Origin of the sequence: Planococcus sp. MSAK28401 (genome assembly GCF_018283455.1) — a bacterium.
Taxonomy (GTDB): domain Bacteria; phylum Bacillota; class Bacilli; order Bacillales_A; family Planococcaceae; genus Planococcus; species Planococcus alpniumensis.
Genome location: NZ_JAAMTH010000001.1, coordinates 1,008,853 through 1,025,738, shown reverse-complemented (window position 1 = coordinate 1,025,738; position 16,886 = coordinate 1,008,853). Strand labels below are relative to the sequence as shown.

15 protein-coding genes are annotated in these 16,886 nt (G+C 50.5%); all 15 read right to left on the bottom strand.

Annotated features, from left to right (window positions below):
- Positions 1–2 precede the first annotated feature (2 nt).
- The 15 genes from pcrA to purC all read right to left on the bottom strand — a co-directional run bounded on the left by pcrA (position 3) and on the right by purC (position 16,876).
- Positions 3–2,219, bottom strand: a complete 2,217-nt coding sequence (gene pcrA, locus G3255_RS05150; RefSeq protein ID WP_211653594.1) for a DNA helicase PcrA — start codon at positions 2,217–2,219, stop codon at positions 3–5.
- 31 nt (positions 2,220–2,250) lie between these two features.
- The gene (gene pcrB / locus G3255_RS05145; protein ID WP_211653593.1) at positions 2,251–2,952 is read right to left on the bottom strand and encodes a heptaprenylglyceryl phosphate synthase; all 702 of its coding nucleotides are present in this window, start codon (positions 2,950–2,952) and stop codon (positions 2,251–2,253) included.
- Between the two features lie 131 nt (positions 2,953–3,083).
- Complete coding sequence (locus tag G3255_RS05140) at positions 3,084–3,404, bottom strand: YerC/YecD family TrpR-related protein (protein ID WP_068489075.1); 321 nt, start codon at positions 3,402–3,404, stop codon at positions 3,084–3,086.
- Between the two features lie 43 nt (positions 3,405–3,447).
- Positions 3,448–4,497 carry a DUF3048 domain-containing protein gene (locus G3255_RS05135; RefSeq protein WP_211653592.1) on the bottom strand — a complete coding sequence of 350 codons (1,050 nt, stop codon included), beginning with the start codon at positions 4,495–4,497 and terminating at the stop codon, positions 3,448–3,450.
- Positions 4,494–6,233, bottom strand: coding sequence for an adenine deaminase C-terminal domain-containing protein (locus tag G3255_RS05130; RefSeq protein WP_211653591.1), 1,740 nt, complete (start codon positions 6,231–6,233; stop codon positions 4,494–4,496). Before G3255_RS05130 ends, G3255_RS05135 begins: the two co-directional genes overlap by 4 nt.
- A gap of 146 nt (positions 6,234–6,379) precedes the next feature.
- Positions 6,380–6,970, bottom strand: a complete 591-nt coding sequence (locus G3255_RS05125; RefSeq protein WP_211655769.1) for a GNAT family N-acetyltransferase — start codon at positions 6,968–6,970, stop codon at positions 6,380–6,382.
- A 191-nt stretch (positions 6,971–7,161) separates the two neighbouring features.
- Positions 7,162–8,412 (bottom strand): phosphoribosylamine--glycine ligase, encoded by a 1,251-nt coding sequence (gene purD / locus G3255_RS05120; RefSeq protein ID WP_211653590.1) that lies wholly within the window; start codon positions 8,410–8,412, stop codon positions 7,162–7,164.
- Between the two features lie 16 nt (positions 8,413–8,428).
- A complete protein-coding gene (purH, locus tag G3255_RS05115) occupies positions 8,429–9,964 on the bottom strand; it encodes a bifunctional phosphoribosylaminoimidazolecarboxamide formyltransferase/IMP cyclohydrolase (protein ID WP_211653589.1) in 1,536 nt (511 codons plus the stop codon).
- 11 nt (positions 9,965–9,975) lie between these two features.
- Positions 9,976–10,560 (bottom strand): phosphoribosylglycinamide formyltransferase, encoded by a 585-nt coding sequence (gene purN / locus G3255_RS05110; protein ID WP_211653588.1) that lies wholly within the window; start codon positions 10,558–10,560, stop codon positions 9,976–9,978.
- On the bottom strand, positions 10,550–11,611 hold the full coding sequence (purM, locus tag G3255_RS05105; protein WP_211653587.1) for a phosphoribosylformylglycinamidine cyclo-ligase: 1,062 nt from the start codon (positions 11,609–11,611) through the stop codon (positions 10,550–10,552). The genes purN and purM overlap by 11 nt, the downstream gene beginning before the upstream one ends.
- Positions 11,612–11,622: 11 nt before the next feature.
- Complete coding sequence (gene purF / locus G3255_RS05100) at positions 11,623–13,044, bottom strand: amidophosphoribosyltransferase (protein ID WP_211653586.1); 1,422 nt, start codon at positions 13,042–13,044, stop codon at positions 11,623–11,625.
- Positions 13,020–15,245, bottom strand: a complete 2,226-nt coding sequence (purL, locus tag G3255_RS05095; RefSeq protein WP_211653585.1) for a phosphoribosylformylglycinamidine synthase subunit PurL — start codon at positions 15,243–15,245, stop codon at positions 13,020–13,022. The genes purF and purL overlap by 25 nt, the downstream gene beginning before the upstream one ends.
- Entirely contained in the window at positions 15,229–15,912 is a 684-nt protein-coding gene (purQ, locus tag G3255_RS05090; RefSeq protein WP_211653584.1) for a phosphoribosylformylglycinamidine synthase subunit PurQ, read from the bottom strand. The genes purL and purQ overlap by 17 nt, the downstream gene beginning before the upstream one ends.
- The gene (purS, locus tag G3255_RS05085) at positions 15,909–16,163 is read right to left on the bottom strand and encodes a phosphoribosylformylglycinamidine synthase subunit PurS (protein WP_101189854.1); all 255 of its coding nucleotides are present in this window, start codon (positions 16,161–16,163) and stop codon (positions 15,909–15,911) included. The genes purQ and purS overlap by 4 nt, the downstream gene beginning before the upstream one ends.
- Positions 16,163–16,876: a phosphoribosylaminoimidazolesuccinocarboxamide synthase gene (gene purC / locus G3255_RS05080; RefSeq protein ID WP_211653583.1), complete on the bottom strand. Its 714-nt coding sequence runs from the start codon at positions 16,874–16,876 to the stop codon at positions 16,163–16,165. Before purC ends, purS begins: the two co-directional genes overlap by 1 nt.
- Positions 16,877–16,886 lie beyond the last annotated feature (10 nt).

Below are 16,886 nucleotides of genomic sequence, written 5' to 3'. Positions count from 1 at the left end.
GATCATTCTTTTTCGATCGGCGCAAATTTCGCAAGCAGCCGTTTGATGCCTGTCGGGCTCGGGAAGGCGATATCGAGTTCCGTTTGTTCCCCGTCGCCTTTGACATTGACGACAGTCCCGGTGCCCCATTTTTTATGCTTCGCGCGGTCGCCTGTTTTCCAGCCCAGCCGGTCGCCGCCGGATTGCTGGTAAGAGGGCTTCATGACCGCTTTTCGTCTCGGTGCCTGCTTATAGCTCGTCGCTGCGCCTGCACGGTGATTGGCGATGGTTTGTTCGATCAGCTCTTCCGAAATTTCGGATATGAAGCGCGACGGCAGATTGAAATTGCTCTTGCCGAAAATCGTCCGTGACGAAGCATGCGTCAAATACAGCCGTTTCTCGGCGCGCGTGATGCCGACATATGCCAAGCGCCGTTCTTCTTCCAATTCTTCCTCGTCATTATTCGAACGTGAATGCGGGAAGACGTTTTCTTCCAGCCCGGCGATAAACACGACCGGGAACTCCAGGCCTTTCGCTGCGTGCATCGTCATGAGGATGATCGGGCCGTCGCCTTGTTCTTCTTCCTCATCCAATGAATCGATGTCCGCAATCAAAGCCAAATCGGTCAGGAACGCTACTAGTGACTTATCATCGCTTTGTTTTTCAAACGCTTGCGTCACGGTCAGGAATTCATCCAAGTTTTCAAGGCGGCTTTCGCCTTCAATGGTCTTGTCGTTTTGGAGCATTTGGCGATAGCCGGATTTCTTCAACACTTCTTCCACCAATTCCGTCACCGATAAAAATTCCTGCATTTCGGTGAATCCGGCGATCATCGCACGGAATTCGAGCGCGGTCTGTGCGGTTTTTGCCGTCAAGCCCATGAAATCCGCCTCCTGCAAGGAATCCATGATGGTGCGGTCCTGTTCAATCGCAAAGCGCGCCATTTTCTCGAATGACGTCGCGCCGATTCCTCGCTTTGGTTCATTGATGATGCGTGCGAGCGACAGATCATCTTCGTTATTGGCAATCAAGCGCAAATACGCGAGCAAGTCCTTGATTTCCTTGCGGTCATAGAATTTCGTGCCGCCGACAATCGTATAGCTCATATTCGATTTGACGAACATTTCCTCTAAAATACGCGATTGCGCATTGGTACGGTAAAGAATCGCGAAATCAGAGGTTTTGTATCCTTCTTCCTGCATGAGGTTTTGGATGGTCTGAACGATGTATTGGGCTTCCTGCCGCTCATCGCCCGCTTTATGGAGCGTGATCGCCGGCCCTTCGTCATTATCGGTGCGCAATTCTTTCGGATAGCGGCTCGTGTTTTTCTGGATGACGTCATTTGCCGCCTTCAAAATGCGTTTGGTCGAACGGTAATTCTGTTCGAGCATGATCACTTTGGCGTCCGGATAATCTTTCTCGAATGACAGGATATTGGTAATATCCGCCCCGCGCCAACGGTAAATCGACTGGTCGGAATCGCCGACAACGCAAATATTCTTGAATTTCTTCGCCATTAATTGCACCAGTTGGTACTGGGCGTTGTTCGTATCCTGGTATTCATCGACATGGATGTAGTGGAATTTATCCTGATAATATTCCAGCACATCCGGGACCGTCTCAAAGAGCCTCAATGTCATCATGATCAAATCATCGAAATCGAGCGATTGATTTTTCTGGAGCCGCTTCTGGTAGCCTGTGAACACTTCCGCGACCGTTTTTTCATACGGGTTGAATTGGTTGGCGTTCGCTGCAAAGGTTTCCGCATCGATGCATTCGTTTTTCGAAGACGAAATAGCGTTCAGCATCGTCCGCGGCTCGTATTTTTTCGGGTCCAGGTTCTGCTGCTTCAGGACATTTTTGATGACTGTCAATTGGTCGGTCGTATCCAAAATCGAGAAGCTCTTCGAGAAGCCCAAGCGATCGATATTGCGGCGCAGGATGCGCACGCACATCGAGTGGAACGTGGACACCCACATGCGGTCGCCTGTTCCGTGGCCAAGCAGGCCATCGATCCGGTTGCGCATTTCGCGCGCCGCTTTATTGGTGAACGTGATCGCCAGGATATTGGACGGGTAGACTTGTTTTTCCAGCACCAAGTACGCAATCCGATGCGTCAATACACGTGTTTTCCCAGAGCCCGCACCGGCCATAATCAATAGCGGACCTTCTGTTGTTTTGACTGCTTCTTCCTGCTCGGGGTTCATCCCCCGCAACAGATTTTTTGTGATTAATTCCATTGTGCACCACCTCGAACGTTTGTTCCTATTATTATAACGATTGCTCAGCCGTTTCCGCAACTGCCTTGACGGTCGCAAGCGCTTTGTTTAGATCTTCATATATGATATTGCCGACAACGATCGTGTCGCTGATGGCCGCCATTTCTTTGGCGCGCTCCGCTGAATCGATGCCGCCGCCATAAAATAGCCGTGTATCAGACAGCACCGACGCGGTTTTTCGGACAAGTTCAGGATCGCCGAACATGCCGCTGTATTCCAGATAAAAGACCGGCAGCCGAAAAAAATGCTCCGCCATGCGCGCATATCCGAGCACATCCTCTTCAGTCAAGGATGCATCTGCCCCGGTTAAGCTTGCCGCTTTGCAGTCCGGATTCAAAATGCAATAGCCTTCCGGCACGATCTCTGTCCAGTCCATGATCTCGCCGTATTCACGGATTGCCTCGTGGTGAAGCCCTTTGATCCATTTCGGGTCGCTGCTGTTGAGCACTGTCGGGATGAAATAATAATCGAAGCCCGGCGTCACCGATTCGACCGTTGACACTTCGAGCGCAACCGGCACCGAATAGCGGCGCACACGAGCCATCAATTCTAAGACATTGTCGAGTGTGACATCATCACTTCCGCCAATCAAGATGGCATCAGTCCCGGATTCGCAAATTCGTTCCAAATGTCCATCTGAAATTTCTTTCGCAGGGTCTATTTTAAAGACATGCCGCCATGTTTGAAAGTCCACAGGTATTCTCCTAACTGTACTTTTGTTTTCATCTTTCCATTATAACAAAAGATCCGCCAACACTCTGTTCCCACCCATCCACAAATGAGGGATTTAGCGCATAAAAAAAACCGACCAGCGCCATTCGCCGGTCAGTCTTTTGGAAGTTCAATTTGTTTTTCTTCCGGATATAGCACGTCGAGCATTTCCTCGTACGCGTCATTGCCGTAATTCAAGCAGCGGCGCACGCGGGAAATCGTCGCTGTGCTCGCGCCCGTTTCGTTTTTGATTTTTTCGTAGGTCTTTTTCAAGCGCAGCATATGCGCCACTTCAAAGCGCTGCGATAATGATTGGATTTCACTGATCGTGCACAAATCATCAAAAAATCGATAGGCTTGTTCTTTGTTTTCCAATGCCAGCACCGCTTCGATCAATTGATCGGTCTGCGGCCCTCTAATCTTATCAACTTGCATGCACATTCAACGTCCTTTCATTGCTCTTCAATTAATCCCGCTTCTACGGGCTATACTGAACCGCCTGGCCAATTCCCGGTGAATCTGGAATTATGTGGACCCAGGTTTTTCCTTGCGTCAATTCGGCTATCCCATTTTCGTCGACTGGCACAAGCATGCCGTTTTCTGCGCGCCACGTGATTTCCTGCACGCTTCCTTCACGGAACAATAATGCCTGCCCGCCGGAAGTCAGGTCGATTTCCTGGCGGCCCTTGGCATCAATTGTTTCGTGTACTGTCTCCATGACCAGCACATTGGCGACTTCGATACGCTGCGAAGTTTCCTTATCTGCAGTGGCGATACCGCCCGATGAACGGCTGTAAAGCTGCGACTCAGAATCGTAAGTATAAGTGCTCGCAAAAAGCGGATCCCAGCCATAGTTTACTTCTATAGAAGCAGCTTGTTCCTCTAGTTTATCATTATTGCCCGGTGCAGAGAAAGCATAAGGTGCTTTCATGCTGTAATTGGATGAAGCATCCGTCATCTCCATCGCAAGTTCTACGTTTTCATAGCTGATATAGGAATTGTGCGGCGCCACGCGGTCCAATGAACGCTTGAACAAAGTTCCATCATACTGCATGCCATTGATATGGTCGACCACTCCTGAATCGAGCAATTGCTTCGCTTCCGGGCTATAGCCATGCGCAATAAAAAACGCATCGTACGCATCGGCCAGTTCGACAAAATAATCGCGCGCACTGCGCACCGGCCCGATGTTCACCGGAAACTGGCTTTGATACAAGGCCAAGAACCGCGTGATATTGTATTCGGCAATTAATTCAAATACTATATCAGCTTCCACTAAGCCCGTTTGCGGACGCGCCGCTGGATGATTATTGATGACCGCCATCACCGCCCGGCTATCATACGGACCGTTTCCTTGCATGCCGGTAAACGGGGCGGTGGTAAGCACTTCTTCCGGCACCTCAGGCGTTTCTGGCGCCTCCGGAGTTGCGGGCGTTTCCGGCTCTCCCGCTTGTTCCTTTCCGACCAGCCAAACAACCAAGACAGCTGCAACGATCAGCAAAGCAAGCAAGATCAGCCATTTTTTCATCCCTGGCCCCTCATGAATGCCGGAAATAGAATGGTTTTGTTCATGACGTCATAAATCCCTTTTTGGGTAATGCGGACGTACGGTAAATGCGTCGCCATCAAGAACAATAAAGTATAGACAGCGTCGCCATGTTCATAGCCGCGCTCTTTCAACGCTTTCTTCAGAGCAGTTTCCTGCTCCATCAACGGCTCCATCGGCAAATCAGACATGATGCCGCCAATAGGAAGCGGCAATTCGCAAACTATCTCGCCGCCTTCAATCAAGACAATGCCTCCCTTGAGACGCTTCACTCGTTCGAACGCTTGCCACATATCTTTGCGGCTTTTACCGATCAACACGATATCTCCTGTATTTGTATAAGATGAAGCAAATCCGTCGACTTCCGTGGCGAAGCCTTTGATCAAAGTATTGACCCGCCATTTACCGTTGCGGTCGATCAGCATCAGGAAGCTCTCGCCATGTTCTTTTGACAAACGCTCGACATTCGTGTCAACGCTTACGGAATACGGTTTGGTGATGACATCATTGACCATCTCCACACCGAACGGCATCGAAAATTGGAAATCGTCATCGGTCAATTCAAAGTCGAGATCCAATTCCGGCAGCACCGACCAATCCACATCATCGAGCGAACGCACTTTCTTGCCATCGCGCTTGAGCCAGACTCCTTTAGAAATCACGCCGCTCGGCACCGGGCTATCGATCGAATCGAGGATATTCAAATTCGCATAGCGCCCCGTTGCGATCAAGCCGTGCAAGCTCGTCAAATTGTAGTAGCGCGCCACATTATAAGAAGCCATCATATAAGCATCAATCGCCGGAACGCCGGCGTCAAGCGCGATTTGGATGCACAAATCCATCACGCCGTCTTTATGGAACACCGGCGTCGAGCCGTCTGTTGTCATCATCAATTTATCGAACACATTCAATTCCCGTTCGACAATCCCTGACAAGAGTTCCGGCAAATCCGGGCGTATCGATGAATGGCGCAGCGTCACGCCGTAGCCATGCAATAAGCGCATCTCCACTTCATCGACGGTCATCGCTTCATGGTCCCCGTCAGCGCCCAGCAGCTTCATGCGCGCCAAAGTCTTCTCGGAAGCTCCCGGGAAATGCCCTTCTATCTTTTTCAAGCTGATTTTCGCTTTTTGGATCCAATAAAGCATCTGGTCATCGCCAGCCAACAGTTTCGGCCAGCCCGTCAATTCACCGCCAAGAATGACATCCGGGCGCTCCAGCCACTCGCCGACTGCTTTCGAGGTGAATTTTTGGTCTTCCCCGACAAGTTCCGTCTGCGAATCGAATCGCGTCCACCAATAAAACGTGAACGGCAGCTCCGCCATGCGATCAAGCAATGTAAACGCTTTCTCGTTTTCTAATGATAAAAATAACGGCAAGTTGTCTGAGATAAACCCGGTAGTTCCACCTTGTGCAGCATAATCAGCGAATTGCTGCGGGTTGTAAAGCTGATACGGGTGGACATGCGGCTCGATATAGCCAGGCACAATCCACTTGCCGCTGACATCTACGACTTCCGTCGAATCATCGATCTTCGGCATGTCTTGCCCTGCATAGATGATGCGGTCTCCGTTGATCCATATGTTTCCATTCATCCATTTTTTAAATATCCCGTGCAGATATGTGGCATTCGTCAGCACAAGATCCGGGGACAATTCTTTCGACATAATCTTCAATTGTTTCCGTATTTCTGTATTTCTCCATAAAGGGTTTACCATCCGAAGGCACCTGCTCTCTATTCAATATCCATATATCGTATACTAGCATAATTATGCATTTTTTTACAGAGAATGACGTGAAAACGCAACCCTCTTATGCGGAATCGGACATAAAAAATCCACGTCTTTGAGACGTGGATTTTTGTTTATTTATTGACCGGATCGCTGAAAGGCTTCAGGATATCCTGCTGGTCTTGTTCTTTTCTCGTCAAGACATCAGAAACCGGATCATACGACTCGCCGTAAAAATGCTCGTCTTTGTACGTATGGATGTCCTCATACATTTTCTTCATCGCTTCGAAAATCTCTTCTTCGGTTTCACCATTTGGCGCCCAGTAAAGAATTTCCATCGAGTTTTCTTCGCCAGTCGCCAGCGAACGGCGGCAATAGCCGATTGACGAGGCATGCTCGAAGCCTTCACGAGCGTAGAAACGCAAGCGTTTTTCAGAATCCGTGTCTTCGTAATCGACCGGTTCGACTTCCAAAATGATCGGCTTGTCCTTATCCTTGAGCATTTGCAAAGTTTTCTTGCCGATGCCCATGCCGCGCGATTCTTTCGACACGAATAAATAGTCGACGAACGAGAAGCTTGGGAATTCCGCATACATCAAGACGTGATACGGGCCCTCATCTTTGTAGTAGACACTGCCTTTTTCCTTCAGCAACGTGTCCATATGATCTTTCGATTTCATTTCCTCCACTGGGAAATATTGATTCAGTTTTTCATACCAGTTCATCATTTTTGCTCCTTCCGAGTTTGAATGCCCTGCTGGTTTTGTTGGTTCCGGGGTAGTGATGGGTAAAAATTGGAGTTTAAAAAAAAGAGGTAAAAGTGGGCTGTTGAAAATCCTCTGCGGCAAGGTGCCGCATAAATAAATGGCACAGCTTCATGATGAAATTGTGCCATTCTATTATAACAATTATTCACTTATATTGCACGCCAACCGATATCGGTGCGGTAAAAGAAACCGTCCCACTCCAATTTTCCGAGTGCTTGATAGACGGTGGACTGGGCATCTTCCAAAGTCTCTCCGCTGCCTGCGACAAGCAGCACACGGCCGCCGTTAGCCGTGAAGCGGCCTTCAGAGCGCTTCGTGCCGGCGTGGGTGACAGTTACATCCGCCAATTCATCAAGCTCCGGCAAGGCCGCCCCTTTTTCCACAGTTCCCGGATAGCCCTCCGCTGCAATGACGACACCCAGCACAGGGCGAGCATCCCACTCAAGCTCCATTTCTCCGCCGTCTAGAATGGCTGAAATGAAGGCGCCGAGGTCGGTCTTCAGGCGCGGCAAGACCACTTGCGTTTCCGGGTCTCCGAAACGCGCATTGAATTCGATGACTTTCGGGCCCTTTGCCGTCAAGATAATACCGGCATACAAAATACCATTGAACGGTGTCCCCTCGCTACTCATCGCTTCTACAGTCGGACGGACGATTTTCGCGAAAGTCTCATCCACGACTGACTGTGGAATTTGCGGCACCGGCGAGTAAGCACCCATGCCGCCTGTATTCGGCCCCTTATCGCCGTCAAACGCGCGCTTATGGTCTTGCGAAATGACCATCGGGTAAATCTTGCCGTCCTGGACGAAGGACATAAAGGAAAATTCCTCGCCGTCCAAAAATTCCTCGATAACGACAGTCGATCCCGAGTCGCCGAATTTTTGGCCATCGAGCATATCCTTTACGGCATCGATTGCTTCTTGTTCACTTTGCGCAACGACGACGCCTTTTCCGGCTGCGAGCCCATCCGCTTTGATAACAATCGGCGCACCTTGCTGCTTGACGTACTTTATAGCTGCTTCAGTATTTGAAAAACTTTCATAAGTTGCGGTCGGGATATCGTATTTTTTCATCAATTCCTTGGCAAACGCCTTGCTGCCCTCGATGCGCGCCGCCGCTTCGTTCGGCCCAAAAATCTTCAAGCCTCGTGCTTCAAAGAAATCGACGATGCCTTCAGAAAGCGGCTGTTCCGGCCCGACGAATGTAAAGGCGATATCATTGTCCTTGGCGAACGCTGCCAGAGCTTCGAAATCTGTCTCGTTGATGTCAACTAGTTGTGCGTCCTGTTCCATGCCGTCATTGCCAGGCGCCACATAAACTTTCGCGACCGATGGCGAGATGGCGAATTGATGGGCAAGCGCGTGTTCACGCCCGCCTTTGCCGATGACCAATACGTTCATAGCCGTGCACCTCCGATTAATGTTTGAAATGGCGGACGCCCGTGAAGACCATCGCGATGCCGTGCGCATTCGCCGCATCGATCGACTCCTGGTCTTTTTTCGAACCGCCCGGCTGGATAATCGCTTTAATGCCGGCTTTCGCTGCTGCTTCCACCGTGTCAGACATCGGGAAGAAAGCGTCCGACGCCATCGCTGCGCCTTGCGCTTTATCAGCTGCCTGCTCGAGTGCAATGGCGGCTGCCCCAACGCGGTTCATCTGTCCTGCACCAACGCCTAACGTCATCGAATCGTCGCACACGACAATGGCATTTGATTTAACGTGCTTGACGACGCTCCAGCCAAGTTTCAAGGCTTCGAGTTCTTGCTCTGTCGGTTGTCTTTCCGTCACGACACGGATATCTGCATCTTCATAGCCGAATGTATCCGGCTCCTGGACGAGCAATCCGCCTTCGACTGTCACCGTATTCCATTTGTCGCGGCGTTTCGTTTCAAACGGCACCGTCAACAAACGGATGTTTTTCTTTTTGCCGAGTTCTGCAAGTGCATCTTCCGTGAACGATGGCGCAATGACGATCTCAAGGAAAATCTGCGACAATTGTTCTGCTGTCTCAAGATCGACTTCACGGTTCAAGGCGACGATGCCCCCGAAGATCGATGTCGAGTCCGCTTCATACGCTTTCTTGAACGATTCGGAAAGAGTAGCACCGGTCCCGACGCCGCACGGGTTCATATGCTTCACTGCGACACTTGCCGGCATAGTGAATTCCTTGATGATCTGCAGCGCAGCATTGGCGTCTTGGATATTGTTATAGGAAAGCTCTTTGCCGTGCAATTGCGTGGCATGTGCGATTGAGAAATCCGAACCGAGCGCGCTCTTATAGAACGCTGCTTTTTGGTGCGGGTTTTCCCCGTAGCGCAGCGCTTGGGACAATTCATATGTAAGGGTCAACTGCTCCGGATACTGTCCATCCGTCAGTTCCGTTAAATAGTTGGAAATATAGGCATCATACGCCGCGGTATGGCGGAATACTTTAGCTGCGAGTTTCCGGCGCAGCTCTGGGCTCGTTGTTTGCTGTTCGCGCAGTTCTGCAAGCACCGCTTCGTAGTCGCCGGAATCGACGATGACCGTCACGTAAGCATGGTTTTTCGCTGCCGAACGCAGCATCGTTGGGCCGCCGATATCGATGTTTTCAATTGCATCATCAACTGTCACATCCGGTTTTGAAATCGTTTCGCGGAATGGGTACAAATTGACGCAGACAAATTCGATCGGTGCGATGCCGTTATCGCTCATTTGCTGCTGGTGTTCGCTATCGTCGTGTTTCGCGAGCAAACCGCCATGGATCAGCGGATGCAAAGTTTTCACGCGTCCACCTAAAATCTCAGGGAAACCGGTCACTTCGTCCACTGCCGTCGTCGGAACGCCATTGTCTTCCAAATGCTTGCGCGTGCCGCCTGTTGATAAGATTTCTACATCCATTTTTACTAGTTCACGGGCAAACTCCAAAATGCCGGATTTGTCCGATACGCTCATCAATGCTCTTCTTTTCATTCATGGACCTCCTAGACCGACTGTTGCCGGCTGAATAATTGCTGCAAACTCTCAGGGTATAATTGGTGCTCGATTTCATGGATTTTGCGTTCTACTGTCTCACGGTCCGCGTCGTCTACAGGAAACGAGCGCTGTGCGATGATCGCTCCCGTGTCCATGCCTTCGTCGACAAAATGCACGGTGACTCCAGCCTCTTTTGCCCCAGCTTCCAGCGTCTGGCCGATTGCGTCTTTACCCGGAAACGCCGGCAGTACCGATGGGTGGATATTGACGATGCGGTTTTCATAAGCCCCGAGCAAAACCGGGCCGATCAAACGCATAAACCCGGCCAGCACGAGCCACTCGACACCCGCTCTATCCAATTTTTCCACGAGCATCGATTCATATGCCTGTTTGGACGCATAATCACGCGGTATAAACGAAAATGCCGGCACTCCTGCCTGATTCGCCCGTTCCAACACAAACGCAGACGGCTTATCCGCCACGACCAAAACGATGTCTGCATCGAGACGTCCGTCTTGAGTTGCTTCGTAAAGCGCTTGAAAATTAGAGCCGTTTCCAGAAGCGAAAACGGCCATTTTTGTTCTATTTTTCATGTAAAGTCCCGTCCTGACTGCCTTGGAACCGGACACCTTCCATTTGCGTCACACGGCCGATCACATACGCCAGGTCGCCACTTGCCTCAGCCGCCTGGATCGCTTGTTGTGCATCCGCTTCAGAAACGGCCACTGCAAATCCGATGCCCATATTGAACACCGAATACAGATCACGGTCTGCCAGTTCGCCTTTTACTTTCAACAGGTCGAACACCGGAAGCACCGGCCAAGAGCCAAGTTCGATTTCAACGCCTAGCCCCTCAGGCATCATGCGCGGCAAGTTTTCGATAAAGCCGCCGCCCGTGATATGCGCCATGCCGTGGACATCCGCTTGTTTGCGGATTGATTGAACGGTCTTGGCGTAGATTTTCGTCGGCTCGAGCAGTAAGGATTCGAGTGTGCCGAGCTCTTCAAAGCCCGCCACTTTCTGGTCCAACGAACCTTCCTCATCGCCCAATAAAATATGGCGGACAAGCGAATAGCCGTTTGAGTGGATGCCGCTTGAAGCAAGCCCCACCAAGACATCGCCCGCTTGGATGCGCTCACCGGTGACGATATCCGATTTTTCAGCAGCACCGACCGCAAAGCCGGCGATGTCGTATTCATTCTCATCGTAAAGCCCCGGCATTTCAGCCGTTTCTCCGCCGATCAACGCCGCGCCTGCATCGACGCAGCCATCCGCAACGCCTTTGACGATTTGTTCGATCTTTTCAGGAACCGCTTTGCCGCAAGCGATATAATCGAGGAAAAACAACGGTTCCGCACCTTGTGCGACGATATCGTTGACGCACATCGCGACGCAATCGACACCGATCGTATCGTGCTTATCCGCCATGAAAGCCAGTTTCAGCTTCGTGCCGACACCGTCTGTTCCGGAGACGAGAACCGGTTGTTTCAAATTCAGCTCGGACAAATCGAACATGCCGCCGAATCCGCCGAACGCACCCAGCATTCCTGTACGTGCGGTGCGTTCGACATGGGATTTCATCCGCTTGACGGCTTCATAGCCCGCTTCGATATTGACGCCTGCTTTTTCATACGCTTTAGACACTTCGGTTCCCCCTATTTCACTTTTTCTTTTTCATGCGGCAAGACGGTATCCGGATAGATATTCGTTGGATATTCGCCAGTGAAACACGCCAAGCAATGGCCGCATTTCGATCCTGGATCGGTACGCCCGATGTTTTGGACCATGCCATCGACCGACAAAAACGTCAGCGAATCCGCACCGATGATTTCACGCATTTCTTCTACTGTATTGTTCGCGGCGATCAATTCGCCGGATGTGCTGATATCGATGCCGTAAAAACAAGGGTTCTTGATTGGCGGCGAGCTGATGACGACGTGAACTTCCGTCGCGCCTGCTTCTTTCAATAAAGCGACGATGCGGCGGGAAGTGGTGCCGCGCACAATTGAGTCATCAACCATGACGACGCGTTTGCCGTTGACAACTTGGCGCACTGGAGACAGCTTCATCTTGACGCCGCGCTCGCGCATTTCCTGTGAAGGTTGGATGAACGTCCGTCCTACGTAACGGTTTTTGATCAACCCGAGTTCGTACGGAATCCCGCTTTGCTCAGAAAAACCGATCGCTGCGGAAATACTGGAATCCGGCACACCCGTGACGACGTCCGCTTCGATATAAACTTCTTTCGCCAATTGCTTGCCGAGCCGTTTTCTCGCCGAATGGATATTGATGCCGTCGATATCCGAGTCCGGACGGGAGAAATAAACATACTCCATCGTACAGATCGAGCGCTCTTCTGGATACGCAAAACGTTCTTTGCGCATGCCATCATCATTGACAATCAAGAATTCACCCGGTTCGACAGAATGGACAAACTCTGCACCGACGATATCAAATGCGCAAGTTTCAGAAGCTACAACCCACGCATCCCCCATTTTCCCAACGGATAAGGGACGCAATCCATTCGGGTCGAGCGCCACAAACATGGCCTCTTCCGTCAAAACCAAGCATGCAAATGCGCCTTTCAATAAAGACAAGGCATTTTTCGCTTTTTCTTCAAAGCTTTCGTAACCGCTGCGCTTGATTAAGTGTGCGAGCACTTCCGTGTCGGATGTCGTTTGGAAAATGCTTCCCTGACGCTCCAAATGCCCTTTTAATTGCGTCGCGTTAACCAAATTGCCGTTATGCGAAATCGCCAGGCTGCCTGTTGTCGAATTGAACAGCAAAGGCTGGACATTTTCAATGCCACTGCCCCCTGCTGTTGCATAGCGGACATGGCCGATGGCTGCAGTGCCGGTGATCTGCTCCAATTTTTCTGGAGTGAATACTTCACTGACCATGCCTTCGCCTTTCAATGCGCGTAAAGCTTCTCCATCAGTTGAAACGATTCCTGCGCCTTCTTGGCCGCGGTGCTGCAAAGCATGAAGCCCATAATACGTGAGTTGCGCTGCGTTGGTATGACCCCAAATGCCAAAAATCCCACATTCTTCGTTTAAGCCTCTGATTTCAGCAAGCATGGTATAGCCCCTTTCCAGGCGGAGCGGAGCGTTTCGACCGATTCATCGATCCATACGGCTCCGTCTTCCCCTTTGACGATCATGCGATCACCCGTGACTTCACCGATTTTCCGTACATCTTTTACTGTATCCTCGAATGCTTGTGCTTGCTCAGGCGATACCGTGAGCAAAAAGCGAGATTGTGTTTCACTGAATAACGCCGTAGTTTTTGAACCGGCAAGGCTTACGTCTACGCCAAGCCCGTTGCCGAAAGTCTTCTCAGCCAAAGCAACAGCGACGCCGCCTTCCGCTACGTCGTGAGCCGACTGGACCAAACCTTGCTGAATGGCAGAAAGGATAGCAGATTGGCGTTGTGCTTCGATGTCCAAATCGATAGACGGTGCTTTTCCGAAAATGCGGCCTTCTACCATTTTCTGCAATTCACTGCCGCCGAATTCCGTCATGCTGCCTCCGACAAGATAGACGAAATCACCTTGCTTTTTCGCATCTTGTGTCGTCACATGTTTCAAATCTTCGACCAGCCCGACAAGTCCGATTGTCGGCGTCGGGTAAATCGCTGTGCCGTTTGTTTCATTATATAAAGAGACGTTTCCGCCGATGACAGGTGCATTCAATTGAAGGCAAGCTGCCGACATTCCGTCAGCCGCTTTTTCAAGCTGCCAGAAAATCTCCGGCTTTTCCGGGTTGCCGAAGTTCAGGCAATCGGTAATCGCAAGCGGGCGCCCGCCTGAGACGACGACGTTTCTTGCTGCTTCTGCGACAGCGATCTTGCCGCCTGTTTCCGGATCCAAGTAAATATAGCGTGAGTTGCAATCCGTTGTCATCGCAAGGCCTTTATTTGTTCCGCGCACGCGGATGACCGCTGCATCGGATCCAGGCGAGACGACCGTGCTTGTGCGTACTTGATGGTCGTATTGGTTATAAACCCATTCCTTCGATGCGATGGTCGATTGCTTCAATAACGAAAGTAATGTCGCCTGATGGTCTTCCACTTTCGGCTCTTCATTCGGCAAGCTTTGGAATTCGCGGTAATATTCCGGCACGCTTGATTTTTGATGATAGACCGGTGCATCTTCTGCCAGTGCATCAACCGGCACTTCCGCAACGATTTCACCTTTATGCTTCAAGCGCAATGTGGAATCGTCCGTTACCCGTCCGACTGTCACGGCATCAAGACCGTATTTTTCAAACAACTCGACGATTTCCGGCTCGCGTCCTTGTTTGACGACGATTAGCATGCGTTCTTGTGATTCCGATAGCATCATTTCATAAGCCGTCATGCCAGTTTCACGTTGCGGGACATGATCCAAATCCATCTCGATTCCAGATCCGGCTTTTGACGCCATTTCCGCTGAAGATGAAGTGAGTCCTGCAGCACCCATATCCTGTATGCCAATGAGTGCATCGGATTTCACGAGTTCCAGGCATGCCTCAAGAAGCAATTTCTCCATGAACGGGTCACCCACTTGAACAGCCGGGCGTTTTTCATCGGATGCGTCCGTCAACTCTTCTGAAGCGAAGGTCGCACCGTGAATGCCGTCGCGGCCTGTTTTTGCGCCTACGTACATGACCGGGTTGCCAGTTCCTTTAGCGACGCCTTTTTGGATATCTTTATGGTCGATTAAGCCGACGCACATGGCATTGACAAGCGGGTTGCCATCATACGATGCATCAAACTGCACTTCGCCTCCGACCGTCGGAATGCCGATGCAATTGCCGTAACCGGCGATGCCTGCGACCACTTCCTCGAACAAATATTTGACGCGCGGTGTTTCAAGTTCCCCGAAACGCAAGGAGTTCAACAGCGCGATCGGACGAGCCCCCATCGAGAAAACGTCGCGGATGATGCCGCCGACGCCTGTTGCCGCTCCTTGGTAAGGTTCGATTGCAGACGGATGGTTATGGGATTCCATTTTGAATACAGCTGCCTGGCCGTCGCCGATATCGACGATGCCTGCGCCTTCTCCTGGCCCTTGCAATACATGATCGCCTTTGGTGGGGAATTTCGATAGGACCGGTTTGGAGTTTTTATAGGAACAATGTTCAGACCACATAACAGAGAACAAACCTGTCTCGGTGTAATTCGGCGTTCTGCCGAGAATATCTTCGACCATTTTGAATTCAGCATCCGATAAACCCATTTGCTTATAAAGCTGCTGCTCTTTAATCTGCTGTGTGTTCGGCTCAAGCGTGACTGACATGTGATTCCCTCCACTGTTTAACGATTGATCTGAATAATGGCAAGCCGTCCGTTCCGCCGATCAAGTCGGAAACGGCGCGCTCCGGATGCGGCATCATGCCGAGCACATTGCCGCGTTCGTTGATGATACCCGCAATATTATTGCGGCTGCCGTTGAAATCCTCTGCGTATGTGAAAACGATTTGGTTATTGTCCTTCAAATGCTGGTACGTCGCATCGTCGCAATAATAATTGCCTTCCCCGTGTGCGACCGGAATGCGGATTTCTTCGCCTTCTTTATATTCATTCGTGAATAAAGTATGGGCGTTCTCGACTTTCAAACTGACGGTTCCGCAAGTGAATTTCAAATTCTTATTTCGCATAAGCATTCCCGGAAGCAATCCTGCTTCCGTTAGAATTTGGAACCCGTTGCAGATGCCGAGAACCGGTTTGCCGGCTTCCGCCGCTTTGCGTACTTCGTCCATGACACCTGAAAAACGGGCAATCGCTCCTGCGCGTAAATAATCCCCGTATGAGAAACCTCCTGGAAGCAAAATTCCGTCATAATCGCTTAAGTCGTGCGTATCATGCCAGACATATTCCGCTTCTTCTCCGAGTTCATCCTTGATGGCGTGATACATGTCTAAGTCACAATTCGACCCTGGGAAAACAATCACTGCGAATTTCATTGCGAGACAACCTCCTCGATTTCGTACCTGTAATCCTCAATCACCGTATTCGCAAGCAGCCGGTTGCACAATTCATCGACCAAAGCATCTACATCACGTTCACTGTCTCCAATGACCAGTTCCAAATATTTGCCGATCCGGACATCCTGAACCTCGTCATAGCCCATTTTATGGAGCGACCCCATCACAGCAGATCCTTGTGGGTCGAGTACACTTTCACGCAATGTCACATACACTTTTACTTTTTTCATCAGTTTTGTCCTCCCAGTCGAGATAAAATGAGTTCATAAGCATCCGTCAAATTGCCGAGGTTCCGGCGAAATACGTCTTTATCGAGTTTCTGTTTCGTTTCCTTATCCCATAGGCGGCACGTATCGGGTGAAATTTCATCTGCCAACAGGATTTCACCGTTTTCATCACGGCCAAATTCAATCTTGAAATCGACCAAATCGACACCGATTTCCTGGAAAAAGCCGATCAATACATCATTGATCTTCCGCGCATTATCTTTCAAGACCGCCACTTCCTGCTCTGTCGCAAGCTGAAGCATGGCGACATGATCATCCGTAATCAGCGGATCGCCAAGCTCATCGTCTTTCAAGTAAAACTCGACGACTGGCTTTTCGATCTCTTTGCCTTCATCGAGCCCAAGGCGTTTCGCCATGCTGCCGGCGACGATATTACGGACCACAACTTCGATAGGTACGATGCTCACTTCACGCACCAATTGCTCGCTATCGGACAACTGCTTCACAAAATGGGAAGCGATGCCGTTTGCTTTCAATTTCTCAAACAGCAAAGAGGTGATTTGATTGTTCAAGCGTCCTTTGCCTGAAATCTCTTCTTTCTTCTCTCCGTTGAATGCAGTGGCGGAATCTTTATATTCCACCCAAAGAATGCCTTGCTCGTCCGTTTTATACAGGCGTTTCGCTTTTCCTTCGTACAATAGCTGAGCTTTTTCCATGATTGATGCC

Coding starts and splice junctions, on each gene's coding strand:
- G3255_RS05140 (WP_068489075.1), bottom strand. CDS start 3,404: ATGCAAGTTGATAAGATTAGAGGGCCGCAGACCGATCAATTGATCGAA.
- purN (WP_211653588.1), bottom strand. CDS start 10,560: ATGAAAAATAGAACAAAAATGGCCGTTTTCGCTTCTGGAAACGGCTCT.
- purQ (WP_211653584.1), bottom strand. CDS start 15,912: ATGAAATTCGCAGTGATTGTTTTCCCAGGGTCGAATTGTGACTTAGAC.
- G3255_RS05135 (WP_211653592.1), bottom strand. CDS start 4,497: ATGAAAAAATGGCTGATCTTGCTTGCTTTGCTGATCGTTGCAGCTGTC.
- purD (WP_211653590.1), bottom strand. CDS start 8,412: ATGAACGTATTGGTCATCGGCAAAGGCGGGCGTGAACACGCGCTTGCC.
- G3255_RS05125 (WP_211655769.1), bottom strand. CDS start 6,970: ATGAACTGGTATGAAAAACTGAATCAATATTTCCCAGTGGAGGAAATG.
- purC (WP_211653583.1), bottom strand. CDS start 16,876: ATGGAAAAAGCTCAGCTATTGTACGAAGGAAAAGCGAAACGCCTGTAT.
- pcrA (WP_211653594.1), bottom strand. CDS start 2,219: ATGGAATTAATCACAAAAAATCTGTTGCGGGGGATGAACCCCGAGCAG.
- purF (WP_211653586.1), bottom strand. CDS start 13,044: ATGCTTGCTGAAATCAGAGGCTTAAACGAAGAATGTGGGATTTTTGGC.
- G3255_RS05130 (WP_211653591.1), bottom strand. CDS start 6,233: ATGGTAAACCCTTTATGGAGAAATACAGAAATACGGAAACAATTGAAG.
- purH (WP_211653589.1), bottom strand. CDS start 9,964: ATGAAAAGAAGAGCATTGATGAGCGTATCGGACAAATCCGGCATTTTG.
- purL (WP_211653585.1), bottom strand. CDS start 15,245: ATGTCAGTCACGCTTGAGCCGAACACACAGCAGATTAAAGAGCAGCAG.
- purS (WP_101189854.1), bottom strand. CDS start 16,163: ATGAAAAAAGTAAAAGTGTATGTGACATTGCGTGAAAGTGTACTCGAC.